At 41.9% G+C, this 22,406-nt stretch carries 15 protein-coding genes and 2 pseudogenes; 2 read left to right on the top strand and 15 right to left on the bottom strand.

What is annotated here, in order from left to right; all coding sequences use genetic code 11:
- The coding region (locus C1A07_RS15970) for a DUF4368 domain-containing protein (protein WP_101878181.1) at positions 1-1,217 on the top strand (1,217 nt) is incomplete at its 5' end.
- A 150-nt stretch (positions 1,218-1,367) separates the two neighbouring features.
- Positions 1,368-2,985 (top strand): annotated as a pseudogene (gene tnpC, locus C1A07_RS15965) (IS66 family transposase).
- Positions 2,986-3,034: 49 nt separating this feature from the next.
- On the opposite strand, the gene C1A07_RS15960 reads toward tnpC, so the two are convergent.
- From C1A07_RS15960 to asnB, 15 genes and pseudogenes are all read right to left on the bottom strand, one after another.
- Positions 3,035-3,526 carry a YoaK family protein gene (locus tag C1A07_RS15960; protein WP_101877979.1) on the bottom strand — a complete coding sequence of 164 codons (492 nt, stop codon included), beginning with the start codon at positions 3,524-3,526 and terminating at the stop codon, positions 3,035-3,037.
- A gap of 57 nt (positions 3,527-3,583) precedes the next feature.
- Entirely contained in the window at positions 3,584-4,324 is a 741-nt protein-coding gene (nadE, locus tag C1A07_RS15955; protein ID WP_101877978.1) for an NAD(+) synthase, read from the bottom strand.
- A 20-nt stretch (positions 4,325-4,344) separates the two neighbouring features.
- Complete coding sequence (locus C1A07_RS15950) at positions 4,345-5,529, bottom strand: LL-diaminopimelate aminotransferase (RefSeq protein ID WP_101877977.1); 1,185 nt, start codon at positions 5,527-5,529, stop codon at positions 4,345-4,347.
- Positions 5,526-6,317 carry a diaminopimelate epimerase gene (dapF, locus tag C1A07_RS15945; protein ID WP_101877976.1) on the bottom strand — a complete coding sequence of 264 codons (792 nt, stop codon included), beginning with the start codon at positions 6,315-6,317 and terminating at the stop codon, positions 5,526-5,528. Before dapF ends, C1A07_RS15950 begins: the two co-directional genes overlap by 4 nt.
- Before the next feature lie 11 nt (positions 6,318-6,328).
- A complete protein-coding gene (carB, locus tag C1A07_RS15940) occupies positions 6,329-9,520 on the bottom strand; it encodes a carbamoyl-phosphate synthase large subunit (protein ID WP_101877975.1) in 3,192 nt (1,063 codons plus the stop codon).
- 83 nt (positions 9,521-9,603) lie between these two features.
- Positions 9,604-9,936, bottom strand: a complete 333-nt coding sequence (locus C1A07_RS16925) for a glutamine amidotransferase-related protein (RefSeq protein WP_330399580.1) — start codon at positions 9,934-9,936, stop codon at positions 9,604-9,606.
- Entirely contained in the window at positions 9,902-10,627 is a 726-nt protein-coding gene (locus C1A07_RS16825) for a carbamoyl phosphate synthase small subunit (protein WP_330399579.1), read from the bottom strand. The genes C1A07_RS16925 and C1A07_RS16825 overlap by 35 nt, the downstream gene beginning before the upstream one ends.
- A gap of 20 nt (positions 10,628-10,647) precedes the next feature.
- Positions 10,648-12,066: an amidophosphoribosyltransferase gene (purF, locus tag C1A07_RS15930; RefSeq protein WP_101877974.1), complete on the bottom strand. Its 1,419-nt coding sequence runs from the start codon at positions 12,064-12,066 to the stop codon at positions 10,648-10,650.
- Positions 12,067-12,095: 29 nt separating this feature from the next.
- A complete protein-coding gene (gene glmS, locus C1A07_RS15925) occupies positions 12,096-13,934 on the bottom strand; it encodes a glutamine--fructose-6-phosphate transaminase (isomerizing) (protein WP_101877973.1) in 1,839 nt (612 codons plus the stop codon).
- Between the two features lie 4 nt (positions 13,935-13,938).
- Complete coding sequence (locus tag C1A07_RS15920) at positions 13,939-15,552, bottom strand: CTP synthase (protein WP_101877972.1); 1,614 nt, start codon at positions 15,550-15,552, stop codon at positions 13,939-13,941.
- 14 nt (positions 15,553-15,566) lie between these two features.
- Positions 15,567-17,108 (bottom strand): glutamine-hydrolyzing GMP synthase, encoded by a 1,542-nt coding sequence (guaA, locus tag C1A07_RS15915; protein WP_101877971.1) that lies wholly within the window; start codon positions 17,106-17,108, stop codon positions 15,567-15,569.
- A 13-nt stretch (positions 17,109-17,121) separates the two neighbouring features.
- A complete protein-coding gene (locus tag C1A07_RS15910; protein ID WP_101877970.1) occupies positions 17,122-18,399 on the bottom strand; it encodes an adenylosuccinate synthase in 1,278 nt (425 codons plus the stop codon).
- 15 nt (positions 18,400-18,414) lie between these two features.
- Positions 18,415-19,850 (bottom strand): annotated as a pseudogene (gene purB, locus C1A07_RS15905) (adenylosuccinate lyase).
- 7 nt (positions 19,851-19,857) lie between these two features.
- Complete coding sequence (gene purC, locus C1A07_RS15900) at positions 19,858-20,577, bottom strand: phosphoribosylaminoimidazolesuccinocarboxamide synthase (RefSeq protein WP_101877969.1); 720 nt, start codon at positions 20,575-20,577, stop codon at positions 19,858-19,860.
- A 226-nt stretch (positions 20,578-20,803) separates the two neighbouring features.
- Positions 20,804-22,384 carry an asparagine synthase B gene (asnB, locus tag C1A07_RS15895; RefSeq protein ID WP_101877968.1) on the bottom strand — a complete coding sequence of 527 codons (1,581 nt, stop codon included), beginning with the start codon at positions 22,382-22,384 and terminating at the stop codon, positions 20,804-20,806.
- Positions 22,385-22,406 lie beyond the last annotated feature (22 nt).

Genomic DNA, 22,406 nt, shown 5'->3' with positions numbered 1-22,406 from the left:
AAAAGGTACGGGCAATCAAGAAAGCGCAGGGCATGGCAGGGGAACATCTGACTAAGCCGCCTTACGGCTATAAGGTAGACCCAAACGACAGAAAGAAATGGATTGTAGATGAAGAAGCCGCCGTTGTAGTAAAGAGGATTTTTGATTTATGCGTTGCCGGAAACGGACCTATGCGGATAGCGAAAACTCTGAAAGCGGATAAAGTGCTGACAACACGCGCCCATTATGCAAAGCAGAAAGGGAAACCACTTCCCGATAATCCGTACAGTTGGAATGAAAGCACGATTGTAGCAGTTTTGGAACGCATGGACTACTGCGGACATACGGTAAACTTCAAAAGTTATTCCAAATCCCACAAGCTGAAAAAGCGTATTCCTACCACAAAGGAACAGCAGGCAATTTTCCGCAATACGCATGAAGCAATCGTTGAGGAAGCTGTCTTTGAACGGGTACAAGAATTAAGGGCAAATAAACGCCGCCCCACAAAGGCAGAGCGGCAGGGAATGTTTTCCGGCTTGGTATTCTGTGCGGATTGTGGAAGTAAACTGCACTTTGCCACCTGCAAGAGCTTTGACGGTTCACAAGACAACTACCGCTGTGCAAGATATAAAAGCAATACAGGAGATTGTACGGCACACTTCATCAGAGAAGAAGTCTTGCGGAAAATCGTTTTTAACCGGATATTTTCCGTAACTGCCATGTTCTATGAGGACATCACTGCTTTTATGGAACTGATACAGAAACAGCGGTTTGATGAAGCAGAAAAGGACATGAAACGCAAGCGGTGGGAAGTCGGACAGGCAAGAAAACGGATTGCAGAACTTGACCGGATTTTCAAGCGGATTTATGAGGACGACATAAGCGGCACAATCAGCCATGAGCGGTTTTTGAAGCTGTCCGCAGAATATGAAGCAGAGCAGAAAGAACTTACAGAAAAGGTAAAGGCAGAACAACAGGAAGTCGATACCTACGAACAGAATAAAAGCGATTTTGACAGCTTTGCCGCCATTATCCGCAAATATGTGGGAATAACCGAATTAACGCCCACTATCGTTAATGAATTTATTAAAAAAATCGTTGTCCATGCGCCGGAGAAGATAGACGGCAAGCGTTTTCAGAAAGTAGCTATTGTCTTTAACTTTGTGGGAGAAATTCATTTGCCGACTGACCCGCAGACAGAACAGAAAGAAGCCAATAAACAGGAAAAGACGGCATAGCCCTTGAACGGGGCTATACCGCCAAATTGAAAAATATACTTCCTTGTAACCGAAAATCCTTGTAAATTCGGCATTTTTCAGGAGCCATTTCCCTTTAGTAAAAGCCCTGTTTCTGGTATAATAAAGATATCAAATCCGAGGAGAGAAACGATGGCTTCCAGTGCGAAAGATATCCAGCTTCGAGAGCTGAAAGATACCGTATCACAACTGAAAACAATGATATCTGAACAGACTGAGCTGATCAAATCTCTCCGTCTTATTATTGACGAAAAATCCAGTCGCGAGAAGGTGCTTCAGGAACAGGTGGATTATCTGGCCAAAAAGCTTTTCGGCCCATCCAGTGAAAAAAGATCCGATGACATTCCGGGACAACAGAGTCTCTTCGATGAAGCGGAAATGGAACAAGCCCCCTCTTTGCTGGAAGAAGATACCGTGATCCGGGAGCATACCCGTAAAAAGAAGGCAACCCTTGAGGAACTTTTCAAAGGCCTGAAGGTTGAAAAAAATAGTGATCCCTCTTCCGGAAAAAGACCAGATCTGTCCGGTATGCGGTACACAGATGGTACTGATCGGCGAGGAGTATGTCCGCCGGGAACTGGAATTCATTCCTGCCACCTGTAAAGTGATCGAATACTACAGCCAGAGCTATGGGTGCCCATCCTGCAAAGAAGGACTTGGCGATACAGAAAAGTCTGTAATTATAAAGTCTCAGGTTCCGCCGGCTCTGGTCGGGAAAGGTCCTGCCTCAACATCCACTGTTGCATAGACCATGTATCAGAAGTATGCCAACGGGCTTCCACTTTACCGGCAGGAAAAAGACTGGAAACAGTATGGGGCTCAGATCAGCCGCACCGCTCTCGCCAACTGGATTATCTACTGTTCACAGAATTATTTCCAGCCAATGTATGATTACTTCCACCGGGAGCTGCTGAAACGCAGCTTTGCAATGGCAGATGAAACGCGGGTTCAGGTATTGAACGAGGAAGGGCGCAGAGTCCAGACCCAATCCTTCATGTGGCTGTTCCGAAGCGGCGAGGATGGACTTCCGCCAATTATCCTGTATGGCTATTCTCCGACCAGAAGTGGCAGCCACGCAAAGGAGTTCCTGGAAGGCTACAACGGATACCTGGAAACGGATGGATATCAGGGATACAACCATCTGCCAGGGATCAGACGCTGCTCCTGCTGGGCGCATATCCACCGATACTTTATCGATGCCGTTCCCAAAGGGAAACAGTATGATTACAGCCAGCCGGCAGTGCAGGGAGTCCAGTACTGCAATCGGTTATTCGCCATTGAGGACTCCATTAACAAAAAATATCCCGGTGATTATGAAAAACGAAAGTAGCTGCGTCTCGAGAAGGAAAAACCTGTTCTGGCGGCTTTCTGGTTGTGGCTTGCTCAGCAGAAACCCGTCCGGAACAGCCGGATGGATAAAGCGGTGAACTATGTTCTGAATCGCCGAGACACAGCGGAAACCTATTTGGAAGACGGACGCTGTAGCTTTACCAACAACCTCAGTGAGAATGCAATTCGTCCATTTGCAGTGGGCCGGAAAAATTGGCTGTTCAGTAGTTCTGTAGATGGAGCGAATGCCAGTGCAGTGGTCTATACAATGGTTGAGATGGCAAAAGCACACAATCTGAATATTTACGGATATCTTAAATTTCTGCTGGAGCATCGGCTGAATAAAGATATGACCGATGAACAACTGGCAGATCTGGCGCCCTGGAGTGAAAAACTCCAATCTATCAAAAATCGCATGTGAATTATAGTGAATTACTCCAACTCGCAAAGGGCTGGAGTAATTTTAAATTTTACCGCATTATTATTTGGCGGTTACCATTGTCAACCAAGGAGCGCATATTTCCTGTGCAAAATACAGTTGCATATGCACTTCCATTCGCAAAAGTCCGAAACGCACAATATTGCATAGCTGCACAAACAGACACGCTGGCATTTACAATAAAATCCGTCAACTTGGAATAAAATCCCCCCAATCCAACCATAATAATCAGATTAATTTGTAGGATATATCTCTTCCACTTCAACTCATTGTTATTGCATAAAATATCTAAAGTCCACTTCGTTACGAATGTAGTGACTAAAAAGACGATATTTAATCCCCAAAAGTATATTGCCCTTCCACAATTTCGTTCCACAAAATTATACACTGCTTGTATCAGATTGCCTGTTTGCATTGTTGCAAATGCACCACCATGGAGCATAAATGTATAACAATCTAAAAATCCACTGGTAAACGCCAACATTGCACCCAATAAGTATTCATTCGTAGCATTATTTCTCATTTGTCTGCCACCGTCACAATTTATAATATCTGTCTGGTATAATCCAATACCCTTACTCTATGTTACATCTCCATAAAATTGAAATCCCGGTATTGCCTTAATCTTAAACAGATTCTTTTCATGCAAGAAATCAATTCTAGCCTGCCTTTCCTTGTCGTTAATCACACCTGTTCGTATATATTTATCTAATTCTGCATAGGTAAATCCCAAATTTTCTTCATCTGTTTTTCCGCAAAGTCCGTCTATAGGCGTCTTCTCTACTAATTCCTCCGGTAACCCTAATACTCTACCAATTTCTTTGACCTCCGTTACCGTCATATTACATAGCGGACTAAAATCTCCTGCACCATCACCATACCTTGTTGCGTAGCCCACCCAGTCCTCTGATAAATTACAGGTATTAGCAACTCTTCCATTCAAACTTTGCGACACCGCATACAAAGTTGTCATGCGTACTCTTGCAGGTATATTAATTTTTGCTTGTGACGAAATTTCAGGAAGAATCCTTATACTTTCTTCAACCATTTGGACTGTCTTTCCAACATTAATCTCATAATGCTTAATTCCCAAATGGTTTACGAGCTTATAAGCCATATCGATATCTGCTTGTTCTCCACATGGCATCAGAACTCCAATAACCCGTTCCTTTCCAAGTGCATGCACACATAACGCTGCCACAACGGAGCTATCTTTTCCACTGGATATTCCTATAATTGCATTACAATCTACTCCATTTTTATCAAAGAATTCTCTAATCCAATTGACACATTGGTCTGTCACCTTTATTGCATCAAACATATGCCATACCTCTTCCTACTTTACTTAGAGAGTAACTCCACCAGCCTTCTTGCAGCTTCCTTCGTATCTTCCGGCGAACCAAATGTGGAAAATCTAAAATATCCTTCTCCACAAGCACCAAAGCCCTCTCCTGGAGTACCTACTACCTGTATCTCTTTCAGCAGGAAATCAAAAAACTCCCAGCTTCCCATGCCATTAGGACATTTCATCCATATGTATGGTGCGTTCTTTCCTCCACAATACCAAATTCCAAGTTTATCCAATGCTTCCATCAGACAAGCTGCATTCTGCTTATAAATATTTATGTTGTTATGGATTTGCTCCTGTCCTTCTTCTGTAAAAACAGCAGCAGCACCCTTTTGAATAATATAAGATACACCATTCGTTTTGGTAGTTCGGTTTCTAACCCACATTTGATTCAAATTCATACCACCGCGATTAAGCTCCTTTGGAATTACCGTATATCCACAGCGCGTTCCTGTAAAGCCTGCGGTTTTCGACAGGGAGCATATTTCTATGGCACATTTTCCGGCGCCGTTTACTTCATAAATGCTATGTGGTATGTCATCCTCTTCTATGAATGCCTCATAAGCCGCGTCAAATAAGATAATGGCATCAATACCATTCGCATAATCTACCCAAGCCTGAAGCTTTTTATAATCAAATACCGCACCGGTAGGATTATTGGGAGAACAAATATAAATAACATCTGCTACTACACTTGCATCCGGCATCGGCAGAAAGCTATTCTCTTTTCCTGCCGGAACATGAATAATCTTATTGCCGGCAATCGTGTTCGCATCAACATAAGCCGGATATGCAGGTTCCATAATCAGCACCGTCTTATCTTTTCCAAACAAGTCCAAAATATCTCCCAGCTCGTCACTTGCACCGCTTGATACAAACACTTCCTCTGAAGATAACTCTACCCCTCTTCTGCCGTAATATTCTGCGATAGCTTCCCTCAATTCAGGGGCTCCGCACTCCGGCATATAGCCATGAAAGGTATTCTTCACTGCCTGATCATCTACTGCACCATGCAGTGCTTTTATAACCGCATCACAAAGCGGCAGAGACACATCCCCAATCCCCATCCGATACAAATGCTTATCCGGATGCTCCGCCAGATAGGACTTGGTCTTTTGCGCAATATTGTAAAACAAGTAGGAATCCTTCAAATTGCTGTAATTTGTATTTGGTATCATATATTTTTTACCTCACATTCACATATTGTATCCGCAGTTCCGGTCATCATCACAGTCATATCCATATGAATTTTGATGTGTAATTTACCGCCATCCAACTGCACTGTAATATCTTCCTCTAAAGGGCAAATGCCTGCTTGAACCGCAGCTGCTACCGATGCACAGGCTCCTGTTCCGCATGCCATGGTAACCCCACTGTCTCTTTCCCATACTCTCATCCGTAGGAGCTTCGGTTCTATCTGTTCTACAAATTCTACGTTTACCCCATCCGGGATAAATTCATGTTTTTCCAGCATTGCACCAATCGTATTAAGCGGTGCATTTTCTACATCTTGTGTAAAGACAACCGCATGAGGATTTCCCATAGAAACCGGTGTGCAGGTGATTTCCTGATCGCCTACCATAAGCGAAACCGGACCTTCCACAACAGCCTGTCCCATATCTACCGCAACACTTTTTACTTTAGTACCTACGGTCTTTAGTTGAAGTGTTCTTATTCCGGATAAAGTCTCAATTTTGAGTACCTCTTTATCCGTATATCCCTTCTCATACACATATTTGCCAACACATCGGATTCCGTTTCCACACATCCTTGCTTCGCTACCATCTGCATTAAATATCCTCATCTGAAAGTCAGCAATCTTTGATGGCGAAATTGTAATAATACCGTCTGAGCCTATTCCGAAATGTCTGTCTGATAGCTTTTTTGACAGTTCCTGTGGATTTTCCAATTCTCCAAAATAATATAAATAATCATTTCCTAAACCATGCATCTTTGTAAAATACATATTCCCGTCTCCTATTCCGAAATGGTTGAGATTCCGATTGTAATCTCTTCCAACACATCAAGCAACACCCTTACTGTGTCCAGTGAAGTAAACATGGTTACATTATTTTCAATAGCTGTACGTCTGATAGCCAGACCATCCTCATAATGCACGCCGGACAAAATGGCACGGGTATTTATCACATAGCTGACATATCCTGCTCGAATTGCCTCTAGGATTTCCGTACTGTTTTCACTTAGCTTCTTACGAATACGGGTACGGATACCATGTGCCTTTAAAAACTCTCCTGTTCCTACGGTAGCTTCTATATTAAAGCCCATATCATAAAAACGCTTAATAAGTGGCAATGCCTCTTCCTTATCCTCGTCCGCAAGGGTAACTACAACAGTTCCATAATTCTGCATCTTTATTCCAGAAGCAATTAATGCTTTATACATAGCACGAGGAAGCTTATCATCATATCCTATCGCTTCTCCGGTAGATTTCATTTCCGGCGAAAGATATGCATCCATTCCGTGTAGCTTTGAAAAGGAAAATGCAGGTGCTTTAACATACCACTTCTTCTTTTCTGCCGGGTAATTCACAGTCAGTCCCTGTTCCACCAGACTTTGCCCCAAAATCACTTTAGTCGCAATATCAGCTAGTGGATATCCAGTTGCCTTTGATAAGAAAGGCACTGTTCTGGACGAACGAGGATTCACTTCAATGATATAGACATTTTCTTCGCTATCCACAATGAACTGAATGTTAAATAAGCCCTTGATGCCAATACCAATTCCCAGCTTGCCGGCGTAATCCAGTATTACCGACTTCACTTTATCTGAAATACTGAATGCGGGATAAACACTAATAGAATCTCCGGAATGTACGCCTGTTCGCTCTACCAGCTCCATAATTCCCGGTACAAACACCCTCTTACCATCGCAAATGGCATCAATCTCCACTTCCTTACCACATATATATTTATCAACCAATACGGGTTTGTCCTCATCTATTTCTACAGCTGTTTTTAAGTAATGACGCAGATGCTCTTCCTTTGCCACAATCTGCATAGCACGTCCGCCCAACACAAAGCTGGGACGTACCAACACGGGATAACCTATCTCCTTGGCGGCTGCTACACCATCCTCAATATTTGTAACAGCCTGTCCTTTAGGCTGGGGAATTGCAAGCTCTGACAATAATTTTTCAAAGGCATCTCTATTTTCCGCTTTTTCTATTGCGGCACAATCTGTACCAATAATTTTAACGCCCCGCTCTTCCAAAGGTTTTGCCAGATTAATCGCTGTCTGCCCGCCTAAGGATGCAATCACGCCATCTGGTTTTTCCAACTCCAGAACATTCATGACATCTTCCACACACAAAGGCTCAAAATACAATTTATCGGAAGTGGTATAATCTGTGGAAACCGTTTCCGGGTTATTGTTGATAATGATTGCTTCATATCCTGCATCTTTAATGGTCTTTACCGCATGAACCGTAGAGTAATCAAACTCTACGCCCTGACCGATGCGAATGGGCCCGGATCCCAGCACTACTATTTTCTTCTTATCCAGAACCACGGATTCATTTTCTTCTTCATAGGTAGCATAAAAATATGGCACATAGCTCTCAAATTCTGAGGCACAGGTATCTATCATCTTATAAACCGGAAAAATTCCTTTTGCTCTTCTCATTTCAAAGATGTCTATTTCCTTCAGATGCCAAAGCTTTGCAATTGCCTTATCCGAAAAGCCCATTTTCTTCGCCAAATAAAGTTCTTCTGCATTATGTTCACAGCTTTTCAGTCTGGTTTCTTCATCCACAATTTTCCTTATCTTATCCAAGAAAAATCTGTCGATTTTTGTATCCTGTGCAATCTGATTTACAGGGCAATCCAATCTAAGAAGCTGCGCAATAGCAAAAATTCTATCATCCGTTCCTATTTTGATGTATGACAACAATTCCATTTCGGACATATCATCAAACTTTTTCATGTGAATATGATGTACACCGGTTTCCAAAGAGCGAATTGCCTTAAGCAGACTTTCCTCAAATGTACGGCCTACGCTCATCACTTCTCCTGTAGCCTTCATCTGGGTTCCAAGCTTCTGGTTAGCATCCGTGAATTTATCAAAAGGAAAACGTGGCATTTTCGTCACTACATAATCAAGTGCCGGTTCAAAGGATGCCGGGGTGTTTACCAGCTGAATCTCATCCAAGGTCATACCTACGCTTATTTTGGCAGATACTCTGGCAATGGGATATCCGCTTGCTTTGGATGCCAATGCCGAAGAACGGGAAACACGGGGATTTACTTCTATCAGATAATACTGAAAAGAGTCCGGATCCAGTGCAAACTGCACATTACATCCACCTTCAACCTTTAATGCTCTTATAATTTTAAGAGCACTATCTCTTAACATCTGATACTCTTTATTGGTTAAAGTCTGCGAGGGACATACCACAATGGAATCACCAGTATGAATTCCTACCGGATCCAAATTTTCCATATTACAAACGGTAATGGCTGTATCATTTGCATCCCGAATTACTTCATATTCTATTTCCTTAAAGCCTTTGATACTCTTTTCAACCAGCACCTGATGCACGGGTGATAAAGAAAGTGCATTTCCTATCAGACTCATAAACTCCTGCTCGTCATCTGCAAATCCGTCACCCGTACCACCTAGCGTGAATGCCGGACGAAGCACAACAGGATAACCGATTTCCCTAGCCGCTTCCACAGCCTCATCTATGGTATTTGCAATAGCAGAAGGCAACACTGGCTCTCCCAAGCTTTCGCAAAGCTCTTTAAACAGCTCCCTGTCCTCTGCTCTTTCAATGCTTTCACTACTGGTTCCTAACAGCTCCACCTGGCATTCGCTAAGGATTCCCTTTTTCTCAAGCTGCATGGCAAGATTTAACCCTGTCTGTCCTCCAATTCCCGGTACAATCGCATCCGGACGCTCGTGTCTGACAATCTTAGCAATATATTCCAAAGTTAACGGTTCCATGTAAACCTTATCTGCAATGGTAGTGTCCGTCATAATGGTTGCCGGATTGGAGTTGCATAGAATCACTTCATAACCTTCCTCTTTTAATGCCAGACATGCCTGTGTTCCGGCATAATCAAATTCTGCAGCCTGACCAATGATAATCGGACCGGAACCGATGACTAGTATTTTTTTCAAATCCGTTCTTTTAGCCGTTCTTTTAGCCATTCTTCGTTCCCTCCATCATTTCAATAAACCTATCAAACAAATATAAGCTGTCCTGCGGTCCGGGCGCACTTTCCGGATGATACTTACTGTACGCTGAACACCTCGTCCCTTGGGCAGGCAACTCCCTCTACTGTATGATCCAACAGGTTAATATGGGTCACTTCAAGGTCTGTATTTCTTAAACTATCCTCATCCACGGCATAGGAATGATTCTGAGATGTAATCTCTATTTTTCCTGTTTCCAGATTCTTGACCGGATGATTTCCTCCTCTGTGACCGAACTTTAATTTATATGTTTTGGCACCATATGCAAGGGAAATCATCTGATGCCCCAGACAGATTCCAAATATGGGATATTTTCCACGTAGCTGCCTTACCAGTTCAATAACCGGCGTTACATCCGTAGGGTCGACCATTTGATAAAAAGATACCATCTGGCTTTAATCTTTCCACTTCCTCTACCGATATGTTCCAAGGCACCATAAATACATTACATCCTTTATTATTCAAGCTTCTAACAATGTTCAGCTTCATCCCGCAATCAATGGCTACCACGTTATACTTAGCCTTTTGTACATAGTATTTCTGAAGGATTTTCCTTCCTACCTTTTCCACTGCATCATGTGGCAAATCATAATTCTTTAGTTTCTTAAGCCCCTCCTCCAAGGTTGTATCTATTCCGGTAATTAACACCTTCCTACTTCCCTTGTCTCGAATGGAGCGCACCAGTTTTCTGGTATCCACACCGTAAATACCCGGTATATGATATCTTTCCATAATCTCCGACAATGTATTTCGGCTTCGGAAATTGGATGGGGAATCATTATAATCCCGAACAACTAATCCACCAATCGTAGGAGGCTCTGTCTCAAAATCTTCTTCTGTAATGCCGTAATTTCCAATTAGCGGATAAGCCATTACCACAGTCTGATAAGTGTAGGACGGGTCTGATATAATTTCTGTGTAGCCTACCAGAGAGGTATTAAACACAATTTCCGTAATACTATCCGCCATACTTCCAAATCCATAGCCGGGATAAACACTTCCATCTTCCAAAATCAGTTTCCTATTAAAATCCGCCAGCTTCGACTTTTCCAATAAATTCATAATATCTGCTCCTCTTTACTCTAAACTCTTTCCGACAGTTTTCCTTCAAAACGGTCTTTGCGGATATCCTTTGGAATACTTGTTGGATATTTGCCGTCAAAACATGCAGCACAGTACTCTGTACCATCTACCAGCTTACTTAACTGCTCCATTGGTAAATATCCCAGCGAATCCACACCTATCAATTCTGCAATTTCTTCCATACTGTGATGGCATGCAATCAGATTCTCTTCTGAATCAATATCCGTACCATAATAACAAGGATGCAAAAACGGTGGAGCCGATATTCTCATATGAATTTCTCTTGCTCCTGCGTCACGAACAAGTTTTACAATCCTTTTACTTGTAGTCCCTCTGACAATGGAATCATCAATCAGCACAACTCTCTTTCCTTCAATCACATTTTTTATTGGACTTAACTTAATTTTTACCTGATCCAGTCTTTCATCTTGTCCAGGCGAGATAAAGGTTCTTCCAATGTATTTATTTTTTATCAGCCCTATTCCATAAGGTATTCCGGAGGCTTTCGAATATCCAAGTGCAGCATCTAACCCACTGTCCGGTACTCCGATTATAATATCCGCCTCTACAGGATAATTCTCTGCCAATATCTCTCCTGCCTTTATGCGCGCTTCATGCACTGATACCTTATCAATAACAGAATCCGGTCTTGCAAAATAGATATACTCAAAAATACAAGTCTGTTTCGTCTGCTTTCCGCAATGCTCCCTGCGAGATTCAATACCCTCTTCACTAAAAACCAAAATCTCTCCCGGCAATACATCTCTTACAAACTCTGCACCTACAGCTGACAATGCACAGCTTTCTGATGCAATCACATAGGCTCCATCCGGCATCTGACCATAGCAAAGGGGACGAAAACCATAGGGATCCCTTGCTGCTATCATTTTGGCTGAGGACATAAGAATCAGTGAGTACGCACCTTCCAAGGAATTCATAGCCCGGCTGACTGCTTCTTCTATGCTGGATGCTACAAGTCGTTCTCTGGTTACTACATACGCTATCGTTTCTGTATCGCTTGTCGTATGGAAAATAGCCCCTGACAGCTCCAATTTGTCACGAAGCTCTAAAGCATTACTTAAATTTCCATTATGAGCTAGCGCCATTTTCCCTTTTTGGTGATTCACCTCTATGGGCTGACAGTTATTTCTGGTTGTGCCACCTGTTGTTCCATATCTTACATGACCAACTGCCATGTTCCCTTCCGGCAAATGTAACATTGTATCTTTCGAAAACACTTCACTTACAAGACCTAAATCCTTATAGGAAGAAAATACACCATCGTCATTTACAACAATTCCGCAGCTTTCCTGTCCTCTATGCTGCAATGCGTAAAGACCATAATAAGCTATACCTGCAACATTTTCTCTTTTTGTACTGATAATGCCCAATACACCGCACTCCTCGTGAATTGCCATAACACAGCATCCTCCTTAAAACAAATATCCTACTCTACTGTTACCGACTTCGCCAAATTTCTGGGTTTATCAATATCACAGCCTCTGTTAAGTGCCACATAATAAGCAAATAACTGCAAAGGTATCATTCCAAGCATTGGCTGTAGAATCGGATGTGTTTGCGGTACAGCAAAAATTTCCGGCACACGCTCCTTGATTGTAGCAGCAGTTTCCTGCGTTACCAACGCAATTACTTCTGCACCTCTCGATTGCACCTCCACAATATTAGACAGGGATTTTTCCACAAGAGGCGCATATGTTGCCAATGCAACTACCAATGTTCCCGGCTCTATCAGCGAAATCGTTCCATGCTTCAATTCCCCTGCCGCATAAGACTCTGAGTGAATATAGGAAATCTCTTTTAATTTTAAGGAACCCTCCAAGCCGAGCGCATAATCCAGATTACGTCCGATGAAAAATATACTATTATGGTTAAAATATCTGGATGCTATTTTTTGATAAGTGTCCAGATTCTTTAACACCTCTGTCATCTGCTCCGGAAGTTCCAATAAGCTGTCTATTACTTTCTGATATTCCTGCTCCTCAATCAGACCTTGTTGCTTCGCAAAATATACTCCTAACATAATTAAAAGTACCATCTGCGTAGAATATGCTTTTGTGGTTGCTACCGCAATCTCCGGACCTGCCCATGTATAGAGAACAATATCGGACTCTCTTGCAATAGAGCTTCCCATTACATTTACAATGGACAAAACCTTTGAGCCTTTCCTTTTGGCTTCTCGCAACGCCGCCATGGAATCCAGGGTTTCTCCCGACTGGCTAATGACAATAACCAAGGATTTCTCCCCCAATACCGGTTCACTATAGCGAAACTCCGACGCAAGGCATGCCTCTACCGGAATATGCAAAAGTTTTTCAATCACATACTTTCCTATCATTCCCACATGATATGCCGAACCACAAGCCACAATATATATTCTTGTTATGTTCTGCATCAAATCCGGCACCTTTGATAATTCCTCCATAACAATCTGCCCATTCTCTAATCGTGGAGAAATCGTCTTTTTTACTGCCTCTGGCTGTTCCATGATTTCTTTCAACATAAAGTGTGTATAACCACCCTTTTCAGCAGCTGCAATATCCCAATCCACTGTATGCTGTTCCATATTCAGAATGTTTCTGTCGCTATCGTATATCTGCACACTTTTGGCGGTAATCACAGCCACCTCATCATCTTCCATATAAGTAACCATTCTTGTATATGCAAGAAGTGCTGTCACATCAGAAGCAATATAGTTGCTCTCATCACCATATCCAATTAAAAGTGGCGCATCCTTTCTGGCGGCAATCATCTGCTCCGGGTAATCAGAACATAAAATACCCATTGCATAAGCTCCCTTTATACGACTGAGTACCTTATACACTGCATCCATAATGTCATCATACTTTTTATAGTAGTACTCCAGCAGTTGCACAATAACCTCGGTATCAGTGTCAGACTGAAAGGTGACACCTTTTCGTATCAGGGAATTTTTAATCTCCAGATAATTCTCTATGATTCCATTATGAACCACAGCAATTTTTCCGGCTTCACCTACATGAGGATGTGCATTCACATCGTTTGGCTCACCATGAGTTGCCCATCTGGTGTGTCCGATACCAACATTTCCGGAAACAGACTTATCTGCAGCAACTAATTCTCTTAATACTGCAAGTCTCCCTTTACTCTTCTCGACTTGCAATTCACCTTTAGACGATACCACCGCAATACCGGCTGAATCGTACCCTCTATATTCCAATCTTTCCAAACCGTCCAATAAAACCGATTTAGCATCTGTTTTTCCTGCAAAACCAATGATTCCACACATGTCTTTATTTCCTTTCGCTCTTTGAATACGCTAGTGCTGCACGAATAAATCCTTTGAATAATGGGTGTGCCTGATTCGGACGACTTTTAAATTCCGGATGAAACTGTACTCCTACATAAAAAGGATTCTCTGCAACCTCAATCGTTTCTACCAGTCTTCCATCCGGAGAAACACCACTTATTGTCAGACCTGCCTCCTGAAGTTTTTCTCGATAATCATTATTAAACTCATAGCGGTGGCGATGTCTCTCCTGAATCCTCTCCGCACCATAGCATTTTTCCATTACAGTTCCCGGTTTGATACTGCATGGATAACTTCCCAGACGTAAAGTGCCTCCTTTATCAATCTCCTCACTCTGTCCCGGCATAAAATCAATCACCTTATGCACACACTGTTCATCAAATTCTCCGGAATGTGCATCTGCTAATCCCAATACATTCCTTGCATACTCAATTACTGCAATCTGCATACCCAAACAGATACCGAAATACGGAAGCTTATTTTCTCTGGCATACTTGGCAGATAAAATCATACCCTCAATCCCTCGATTGCCAAATCCACCGGGCACAATAATTCCATGAAGTCCTTGAAAGATTACTTCTATGTTTTCTTTAGTAATACTCTCTGAATCAATCCAATGCACCTTTACAAAAGTGTTAAATTCATAACCGGCATGGCTCATTGCTTCCGCCACGGATAAATACGCATCATGAAGCTTTACATATTTTCCAACCAGTCCAATATGCACTTCCTCATGGCGATTCCTGATACGCTCTACCAGCTGCTCCCATTCTCTCAAATCCGGCTTTGGTGCTTTTATTCTCAGTTCCCTGCATACGACTGCTGAAAAATTCGATTCTTCCAACATCAGTGGTGCTTCATACAGATTAGATAACGTTCTGTTTTCAATCACGCAATCCTGTTTTACATTGCAAAACAATGCTATCTTTTGAAAAATTGACTCCTCCAATGGTCTGTCCGAACGAAGCACAATAATATTAGGATTAATCCCCATTCCCCGCAGTTCCTTTACCGAATGCTGTGTAGGCTTTGACTTATGCTCTTCGGAACCGCTTAAGTAAGGTACCAATGTAACATGTATAAAAAGACTGTTTTCACTGCCCACTTCCAAATAAATCTGTCGGACCGCCTCTAAAAAGGGCTGTGACTCAATATCTCCAATCGTTCCTCCAATCTCGGTAATAACCACATCTGCGTCTGTCTGCTTGCCCACACGATATACAAATTCCTTAATTTCATTGGTAATATGAGGGATTACCTGCACGGTAGAGCCAAGATACTCTCCCCTTCGCTCTTTGTTCAGTACATTCCAATACACTTTACCGGTAGTCAGATTGGAATATTTATTTAGATCTTCATCTATAAATCTCTCATAATGGCCTAAATCCAAATCGGTTTCTGCCCCATCCTCTGTTACATAAACTTCTCCATGCTGATAAGGGCTCATCGTACCCGGATCTACGTTGATATATGGGTCAAGCTTCTGTGCAGCAACCTTTAATCCTCTGGCTTTTACTAATCGCCCAAGGGATGCTGCCGTGATTCCTTTTCCCAGACCGGAAACAACCCCTCCGGTCACAAAAATATATTTTGTCATAATACAATCCTTCCTTACTCGAATTCCACAGTTGAAGGCGGCTTACTCGTAATGTCATAGAGAACACGATTCACATGTGGAACTTCATTTACAATACGGCTTGAAACCCTATCCAGCACTTCATACGGTATCCTTGTCCAGTCTGCCGTCATAAAATCCTCCGTCGTTACACTTCTAAGCGCAATCGCCCAATCATAGGTACGCCCATCTCCCATGACCCCTACCGTTTTCATATTTGTCAAAGCTGCAAAATACTGATTCATTGAATTTTCCAAGTCAGCCTTCTCAATTTCATCCCTGAAAATGGCATCTGCCTCCCTAAGAATCTCCAGTTTTTCCTCTGTAACCTCTCCTATAATGCGGATTGCAAGTCCGGGACCCGGAAATGGCTGACGCATTACCATATATTTGGGTAGTTTCAGCTGTTTTCCAAGCTCTCTTACCTCATCCTTAAACAGTAATCTCAAAGGCTCGATAATTTCTTTAAAATCAACGAAATCCGGCAATCCCCCCACATTGTGATGACTCTTTATGGTTTCTGCATTTTCTTTGCCGGATTCAATGACATCCGGATAAATGGTTCCTTGTGCAAGAAAATCTGTCTGTCCTATTTTCTTTCCTTCCTCTTCAAACACTCGAATAAATTCTTCACCGATTATCTTTCGCTTTTGCTCCGGTTCTGTAACTCCTGCTAACCTATTTAAGAATCTTTCCTTTGCGTCCACACGAATCAAATGAATATCCCAACGTCTGAATGCTGCTTCTACCTCATCGCCTTCCTTTTTACGAAGCAGGCCATGGTCCACAAACACACAAGTCAGCTGCTTACCAATTGCCTCTGCAAAAAGTGCTGCACAAACAGAAGAATCCACGCCTCCGGAAAGGGCCAGAAGCACTTGCCCGGTACCGACCTTCTGACGGATTTCTTCAACACAACGATGCATGTATCCTTCCATTGTCCAATCACCAACTGCATTACATACCTTGTATAAGAAATTACGAATCATTTTTTTGCCATTTGCAGTATGATTTACTTCCGGATGAAACTGCACTCCATAAAACATTCTGTCTTCATCACAAATTGCTACATTTGGACACTTTTCGCTATGAGCGGTCAGCTTAAAGCCCTTGGGCACCTTTTCCATATAATCTCCATGACTCATCCAGGAGACACCTTCTTCCGGTAAATCCTCAAACAAAAGGCATGTATTATCATAGAAAGTAATTGTCTTGCCATATTCTCTGGCATTATCTTCTCCTGCCGCCACTACCTTGCCACCAAGATGATGAGCCAAAAGCTGGCAGCTATAACAGATACCTAGAATCGGAATATTAAGTTCGAAGATTCCTTCTGCCGGATGATAGGAATTTTCCTTATAAACACTATCCGGACCACCCGTGAAAATAATTCCTATGGGATTAAAATCTTTAATTTCCTGAAGTGTCATGGTATAAGGCTTTACTTCACAATACACATTACATTCCCTGACACGTCTTGCAATCAACTGGTCGTACTGTCCACCAAAATTTAAAATAAGTATCTTTTGATTCTGCATTTTCTAACCCTTCCTAGAACATGGTAATGTACGCATCTCGCTCTGCTCCAACAGATACATACTTAATAGGACATTCAATTACGCTTTCAATGTATCTGATATAATCTAACGCCTCTTTGGGTAAATCCTCCGGTGTCCGGCAACCGCTGATATCAGAGTGAAATCCCGGCAAATATTCATAAATGGGTTTTGCTGCAATTAATTCCTCTATACCGGATGGGAATGTATCTACTCTCTGTCCCTCAATCTCATATGCAACACAGACAGGAATTTCTTCCATATAAGACAATACATCCAGCTTTGTAAGTGCAACATACGTACAGCCCTGCATTTTAGTACCATATCTGGATGCAACCACATCAAATCCACCAACTCTTCTTGGTCTGCCGGTTGCCGCACCATACTCTCCGCCTGCCTCACGTAGTTTCTCTGCCTCTTCTCCAAACAATTCACAAGTAAACGGACCTTCCCCTACACAGCTGGAATATGCTTTCATAATACCGATACTTTCATCCAGCTTCGCAAAAGGAACACCTGCACCTATTGGTGCATAGAACGCTAAAGTCGTAGAAGCCGAAGTATATGGATAGATACCAAAATCAATATCTCTAAGTGCTCCTAACTGCGCTTCAAACATTACGGATTTGCCCTCTGCGATTGCCTCACTAAGATACTGTGTTGTATCACAGATAAAGGGCACAAAAAATTCACCGAACTTCTCAAGCCACTGATACATCTCATCCGGCAATATGGCTTTATGCTCATATCCTTTTTCTACAGTCAGATTTTTCCATTCTACAATATCTTTCAAACGTCCTTTTAATGTATCCAGGTGAAGTAGATCTCCCATTCTAAGAGCCTTCTTCATATACTTATCTGCATAAACAGGAGAAATACCTCGACGGGTAGAACCAAACTTTTTGTCCTGCAGCCTGTCTTCCTCTAAACAATCCATCAGCTTATGATATGGCATACATATAGTTGCTCTGTCGCTGATTTTCAACTGCTCAGGTGTCAGTACAATTCCCTTTTCCTCCAGTTTTTTCACTTCTCCGTATAAATGCTCCAAATCAATAACAATACCCGGTCCCAGTATATTAACGGTATCCTCTCTACATATCCCGGAAGGCATTAAATTCATTACGAACTTGCCTTTTTCATTGATTACGGTATGTCCTGCATTGTTTCCACCCTGATAACGGACAACAATATCATACTTTTCACTTAAAAGGTCTACCATTCGACCTTTTCCTTCATCTCCCCAGTTGGTTCCAACAATTGATGTAAGCATAACAGTTCCTCCTTTTCAGACATTGATTTGTGCAACCACATTTACTCGTTGTTTATTACTCTCCAAAACCGGCTTCACAATTTCTGTGATAAATTTCTCGCATTGATGTTCTGCCATACCGGTAAACTTAACAGGATCCAAAAGCATATCCATCTCTTCCTGTTTTAATCCAAATTCCGAGTCTTCCTTTATTCTTTCTATCAAATCATTGTCTTTTCCATAAAGCTTTACCTGTTCAGCTGCTTTCACAGAATGTCTGCGAATAGCCTCATGGAGCTTTTGTCTGTCGCCGCCTTTATTTTTCACGCAGTACATCAGAATGTTTTCGGTTGCCATAAAAGGAAGCTCTGCATCTAAGTGCTTCTTAATCACTGCCGGATACACCTTAAGACCTCTTATCACATTGATATATAAATTCAATATGGCATCTGTGGCTAAGAATGCTTCCGGAACCGACAATCTTTTGTTTGCAGAATCATCCAAGGTTCTCTCAAACCACTGTGCAGAAGCTGTAATTGCTGTGTTCTGCAAATCACAAATGACGTAGCGGGCAAGTGATGCAATACGCTCACTTCTCATAGGATTTCTTTTATATGCCATAGCAGAAGAACCAATCTGCTTTTCCTCAAATGGTTCATCCACTTCCTTCAAATGACTCAAAAGCCTAATATCACTTGAAAATTTCGATGCGCTCTGTGCAATTGAGGACAATACCTGTAAAACTGCAAAATCAGCCTTTCTGGTATAGGTCTGTCCACTAACACTCTGACACTTAGAAAAGCCGATTTTATCTGCAATTTTCTGCTCCAGCATTTCAACCTTTGTCTCATCACCATCAAAAAGCTCCAAAAAACTGGCTCCGGTTCCGGTTGTTCCCTTACAGCCAAGCAGTTTCAAATTATTCAGTTGAAAATCAAGCTGTTTGATATCAAACAGCAAATCATTCATCCAGAGGCACGCACGCTTTCCAACAGTAGTCGGCTGTGCAGCCTGAAAATGAGTGTAGGCCAGCGTTGGAAGTGCCTTATATTCCATGGCAAATTCGCTGAGTGCTTCCACTGCATTTAAAGCAGATTCTTAATTTGTATCAGCGCACTCTGCATGAGAATAATATCCGTATTATCACCTACATAGCATGAGGTTGCTCCAAGATGTATAATGCCTGCAGCTTTAGGGCAGGCATCCCCATAGGTATGCACATGCGCCATCACATCATGTCGAAGCTCGCTCTCATACTGCTTCGCCTTCTCGTAGTCAATATTATTTATTTGAGATTTTAATTCCTCAATCTGCTCATCTGAAATTGGCAGACCAAGTTCCTGCTCACTCTCTGCCAATGCCACCCAAAGCATTCTCCATGTAGAAAACTTTCTGTCATTAGAAAAAATGCTCTGCATCTCTTTACTTGCATAACGCTCACACAAAGGCGACTGATAAATATCTGTTCTCATTGGTCTGCTACTCCTCTCCAATTGTAATTCCCATTCTTCTTGCAACTTCTATATATGCCTCTTCTACATTTCCCAAGTCTCTGCGGAAACGGTCTTTATCCATTTTTTCTCCGCTTTCCACATCCCAAAGTCTGCATGTGTCCGGTGAAATCTCGTCCGCAAGAATAATCTTTCCATGAAAACGCCCGAACTCAATTTTAAAATCAACCAATTGCAGTCCAGCTTTTAAATACTCTATTTTCAAAATGTCATTTACCATAAAGGCATATTTTTTAATCGTTTCAATTTCACTTGGTGTTGCAAGTTTAAGTGCTCTTGCAAAATAACTGTTTATAAGCGGATCCCCAAGTTTGTCATTTTTATATGAAAACTCAATGGTAGGCTCTGACAACTCCTGTCCCTCCGGAACCCCTAATCTCTTGGAAAAGCTGCCGGCTGCAATATTTCTCACAATTACTTCCAAAGGCACAATTTCTACGCGCCGTACTGCCGTTTCCCTATCATTTAATTCCTGAACATAATGTGTTGGCACACCTTCCTCTTCAATAATCTGGAATAAATGATTGGTCATACGATTATTAATGGCACCTTTTCCTACAATCGTTCCCTTTTTCTGACCGTTAAATGCTGTTGCATCATCCTTATAAGAAACAATCAGCACATCCGGATTCTCGGTTAAAAAGACCTTCTTTGCCTTTCCTTCATACAATTGCTCGCCTTTTTGCATCCTGCTTTTCCTCCTTGATATTATTTTACGAATTCGCATCAGCACCTCGAGAACAATTGTTCTCGAGGTGCTGATGCGCACAAAAAAAGACAAAGGCACCTTTAAGTTATTTAAACTTAAAGACGCCTTTGCCTTTACGCAGATTATTCTACATCTTACTGCAAAGAATGTCAATTACTTTTCAAAAGAATCCTGGATAAAATGTAACTACTCAGCCACGCCATTATTATTTCCCACTGTCCCCGTAGTTTGCAAGCACTCTGGCTGATGGGTCAGCCACATTACAGCCTTCCCATTCCTTATTCGGCATCCAGAAATCCACTACCATACTTGCCTGACCGGGATAATATTTCTCAAAAATCTCGCGATACAGCAATGATTCCTTGGTAAAAGGTCTGGCATAACTATATTTTTTTCGTCTCTCTTCATATTCTTCGTCTGTATATTTCACTTCTGCATAGGCTTTCAAATAATCCACCATAGAGTGTCCTACTGCATCTGAAAATGCCGCCTTTTCGCGATACAATATTTCCTCAGGAAGATAATTACCTTCAAAGGCATGACGAAGCAAATACTTACCCTTGCCGTATTTGTTCAGTTTCTTTTCCGGGTCAATTGACATTACATATTCCACAAAATCCAAATCACCAAAGGGAACTCTTGCCTCCAGGGAATTTACAGAAATACAACGGTCAGCACGAAGCACATCATACATATGAAGCTCTCGGATTCTTTTTGCCGATTCCTTCTGAAATTCCTCTGCGCTTGGTGCAAAATCAGTATATTTATAACCAAACAGTTCATCTGATATTTCTCCCGTCAGCAAAACCCGGATATCTGTATTCTCATGAATTGCCTTACATACCAGATACATTCCCATGCTTGCCCGGATAGTAGTAATATCATAGGTTCCGAGAAGCTCTATCACCGTTTCAAGATAAGCAATCACATCATCCTTTGACATAATTACCTCTGTATGGTCACTGCCAATATAATCCGCTACCTGCTTTGCATACTTTAAATCAATGGCATCCTCGCTCATCCCTATGGCAAAGGTTTTAATGGGCTCTTTGGATTTCTTTGTCGCTATGGCACATACAAGGGAAGAATCCAATCCGCCTGATAATAAAAAGCCTACCTTTGCATCTGCGACCAGTCGCTTTTCCACACCGGAAACCAGCTTATCATGAATATTTTTGCAAATCACTTCCACATCGTCATAACAAATTTTTTCCACTACCGTTAAATCGCGATAAGAGATAAATTGGCCATCTATGTAATAATGTCCGGGTGGAAAAGGCATAATCTTTTCGACTATCCCTACCAGGTTCTTCGGCTCACTGGCAAAACAAATCACTCCGCTTTCGTCATACCCGTAATACAATGGACGAATACCAATGGGATCACGGGCAGCAATAAATTTGTCTTCTCCTTTATCATACATAATCAGTGCAAATTCCGCATCTAACATAGAAAACATCTCTACGCCAAGCTCTTTGTATAGCGGCAATAATATTTCACAATCACTTTCACTGACAAATGAGTAGCCTTTTTGTATCAAACCTTCCCTTATTTCTTCAAATCCATAGATTTCACCGTTACATACCACATAGCTTCCATCCATTTCAAATGGCTGCATGCCTTCCGGATGAAGCCCCATAATCGCCAGTCTGTGAAATCCTAAAATTCCTTTGCCTATATCAATAATTTTCGTATCATCTGGACCTCTGGATATGGTTTTATCAAAACCCTTTTTAAATAAATCATAAGTGACACCGCTGCCACAAAAACCCATTATAGAACACATAAACAATTTCCTCCAAAAAATA

The organism is Lachnoclostridium edouardi (assembly GCF_900240245.1).
Taxonomy (GTDB): Bacteria; Bacillota; Clostridia; order Lachnospirales; family Lachnospiraceae; genus Lachnoclostridium_A; species Lachnoclostridium_A edouardi.
The sequence above is the reverse complement of the archived record's forward strand: the minus strand, read 5'-3'. Positions and strand labels throughout refer to the sequence as shown.

Excerpts from the sequence above, each read along its gene's own strand:
- C1A07_RS15960 (WP_101877979.1), bottom strand. The coding sequence starts at position 3,526 with ATGAGAAATAATGCTACGAATGAATACTTATTGGGTGCAATGTTGGCG.
- nadE (WP_101877978.1), bottom strand. The coding sequence starts at position 4,324 with ATGTTTGATGCAATAAAGGTGACAGACCAATGTGTCAATTGGATTAGA.
- C1A07_RS15950 (WP_101877977.1), bottom strand. The coding sequence starts at position 5,529 with ATGATACCAAATACAAATTACAGCAATTTGAAGGATTCCTACTTGTTT.
- dapF (WP_101877976.1), bottom strand. The coding sequence starts at position 6,317 with ATGTATTTTACAAAGATGCATGGTTTAGGAAATGATTATTTATATTAT.
- carB (WP_101877975.1), bottom strand. The coding sequence starts at position 9,520 with ATGGCTAAAAGAACGGCTAAAAGAACGGATTTGAAAAAAATACTAGTC.
- C1A07_RS16925 (WP_330399580.1), bottom strand. The coding sequence starts at position 9,936 with ATGGTCGACCCTACGGATGTAACGCCGGTTATTGAACTGGTAAGGCAG.
- C1A07_RS16825 (WP_330399579.1), bottom strand. The coding sequence starts at position 10,627 with ATGAATTTATTGGAAAAGTCGAAGCTGGCGGATTTTAATAGGAAACTG.
- purF (WP_101877974.1), bottom strand. The coding sequence starts at position 12,066 with ATGGCAATTCACGAGGAGTGCGGTGTATTGGGCATTATCAGTACAAAA.
- glmS (WP_101877973.1), bottom strand. The coding sequence starts at position 13,934 with ATGTGTGGAATCATTGGTTTTGCAGGAAAAACAGATGCTAAATCGGTT.
- C1A07_RS15920 (WP_101877972.1), bottom strand. The coding sequence starts at position 15,552 with ATGACAAAATATATTTTTGTGACCGGAGGGGTTGTTTCCGGTCTGGGA.
- guaA (WP_101877971.1), bottom strand. The coding sequence starts at position 17,108 with ATGCAGAATCAAAAGATACTTATTTTAAATTTTGGTGGACAGTACGAC.
- C1A07_RS15910 (WP_101877970.1), bottom strand. The coding sequence starts at position 18,399 with ATGCTTACATCAATTGTTGGAACCAACTGGGGAGATGAAGGAAAAGGT.
- purC (WP_101877969.1), bottom strand. The coding sequence starts at position 20,577 with ATGCAAAAAGGCGAGCAATTGTATGAAGGAAAGGCAAAGAAGGTCTTT.
- asnB (WP_101877968.1), bottom strand. The coding sequence starts at position 22,384 with ATGTGTTCTATAATGGGTTTTTGTGGCAGCGGTGTCACTTATGATTTA.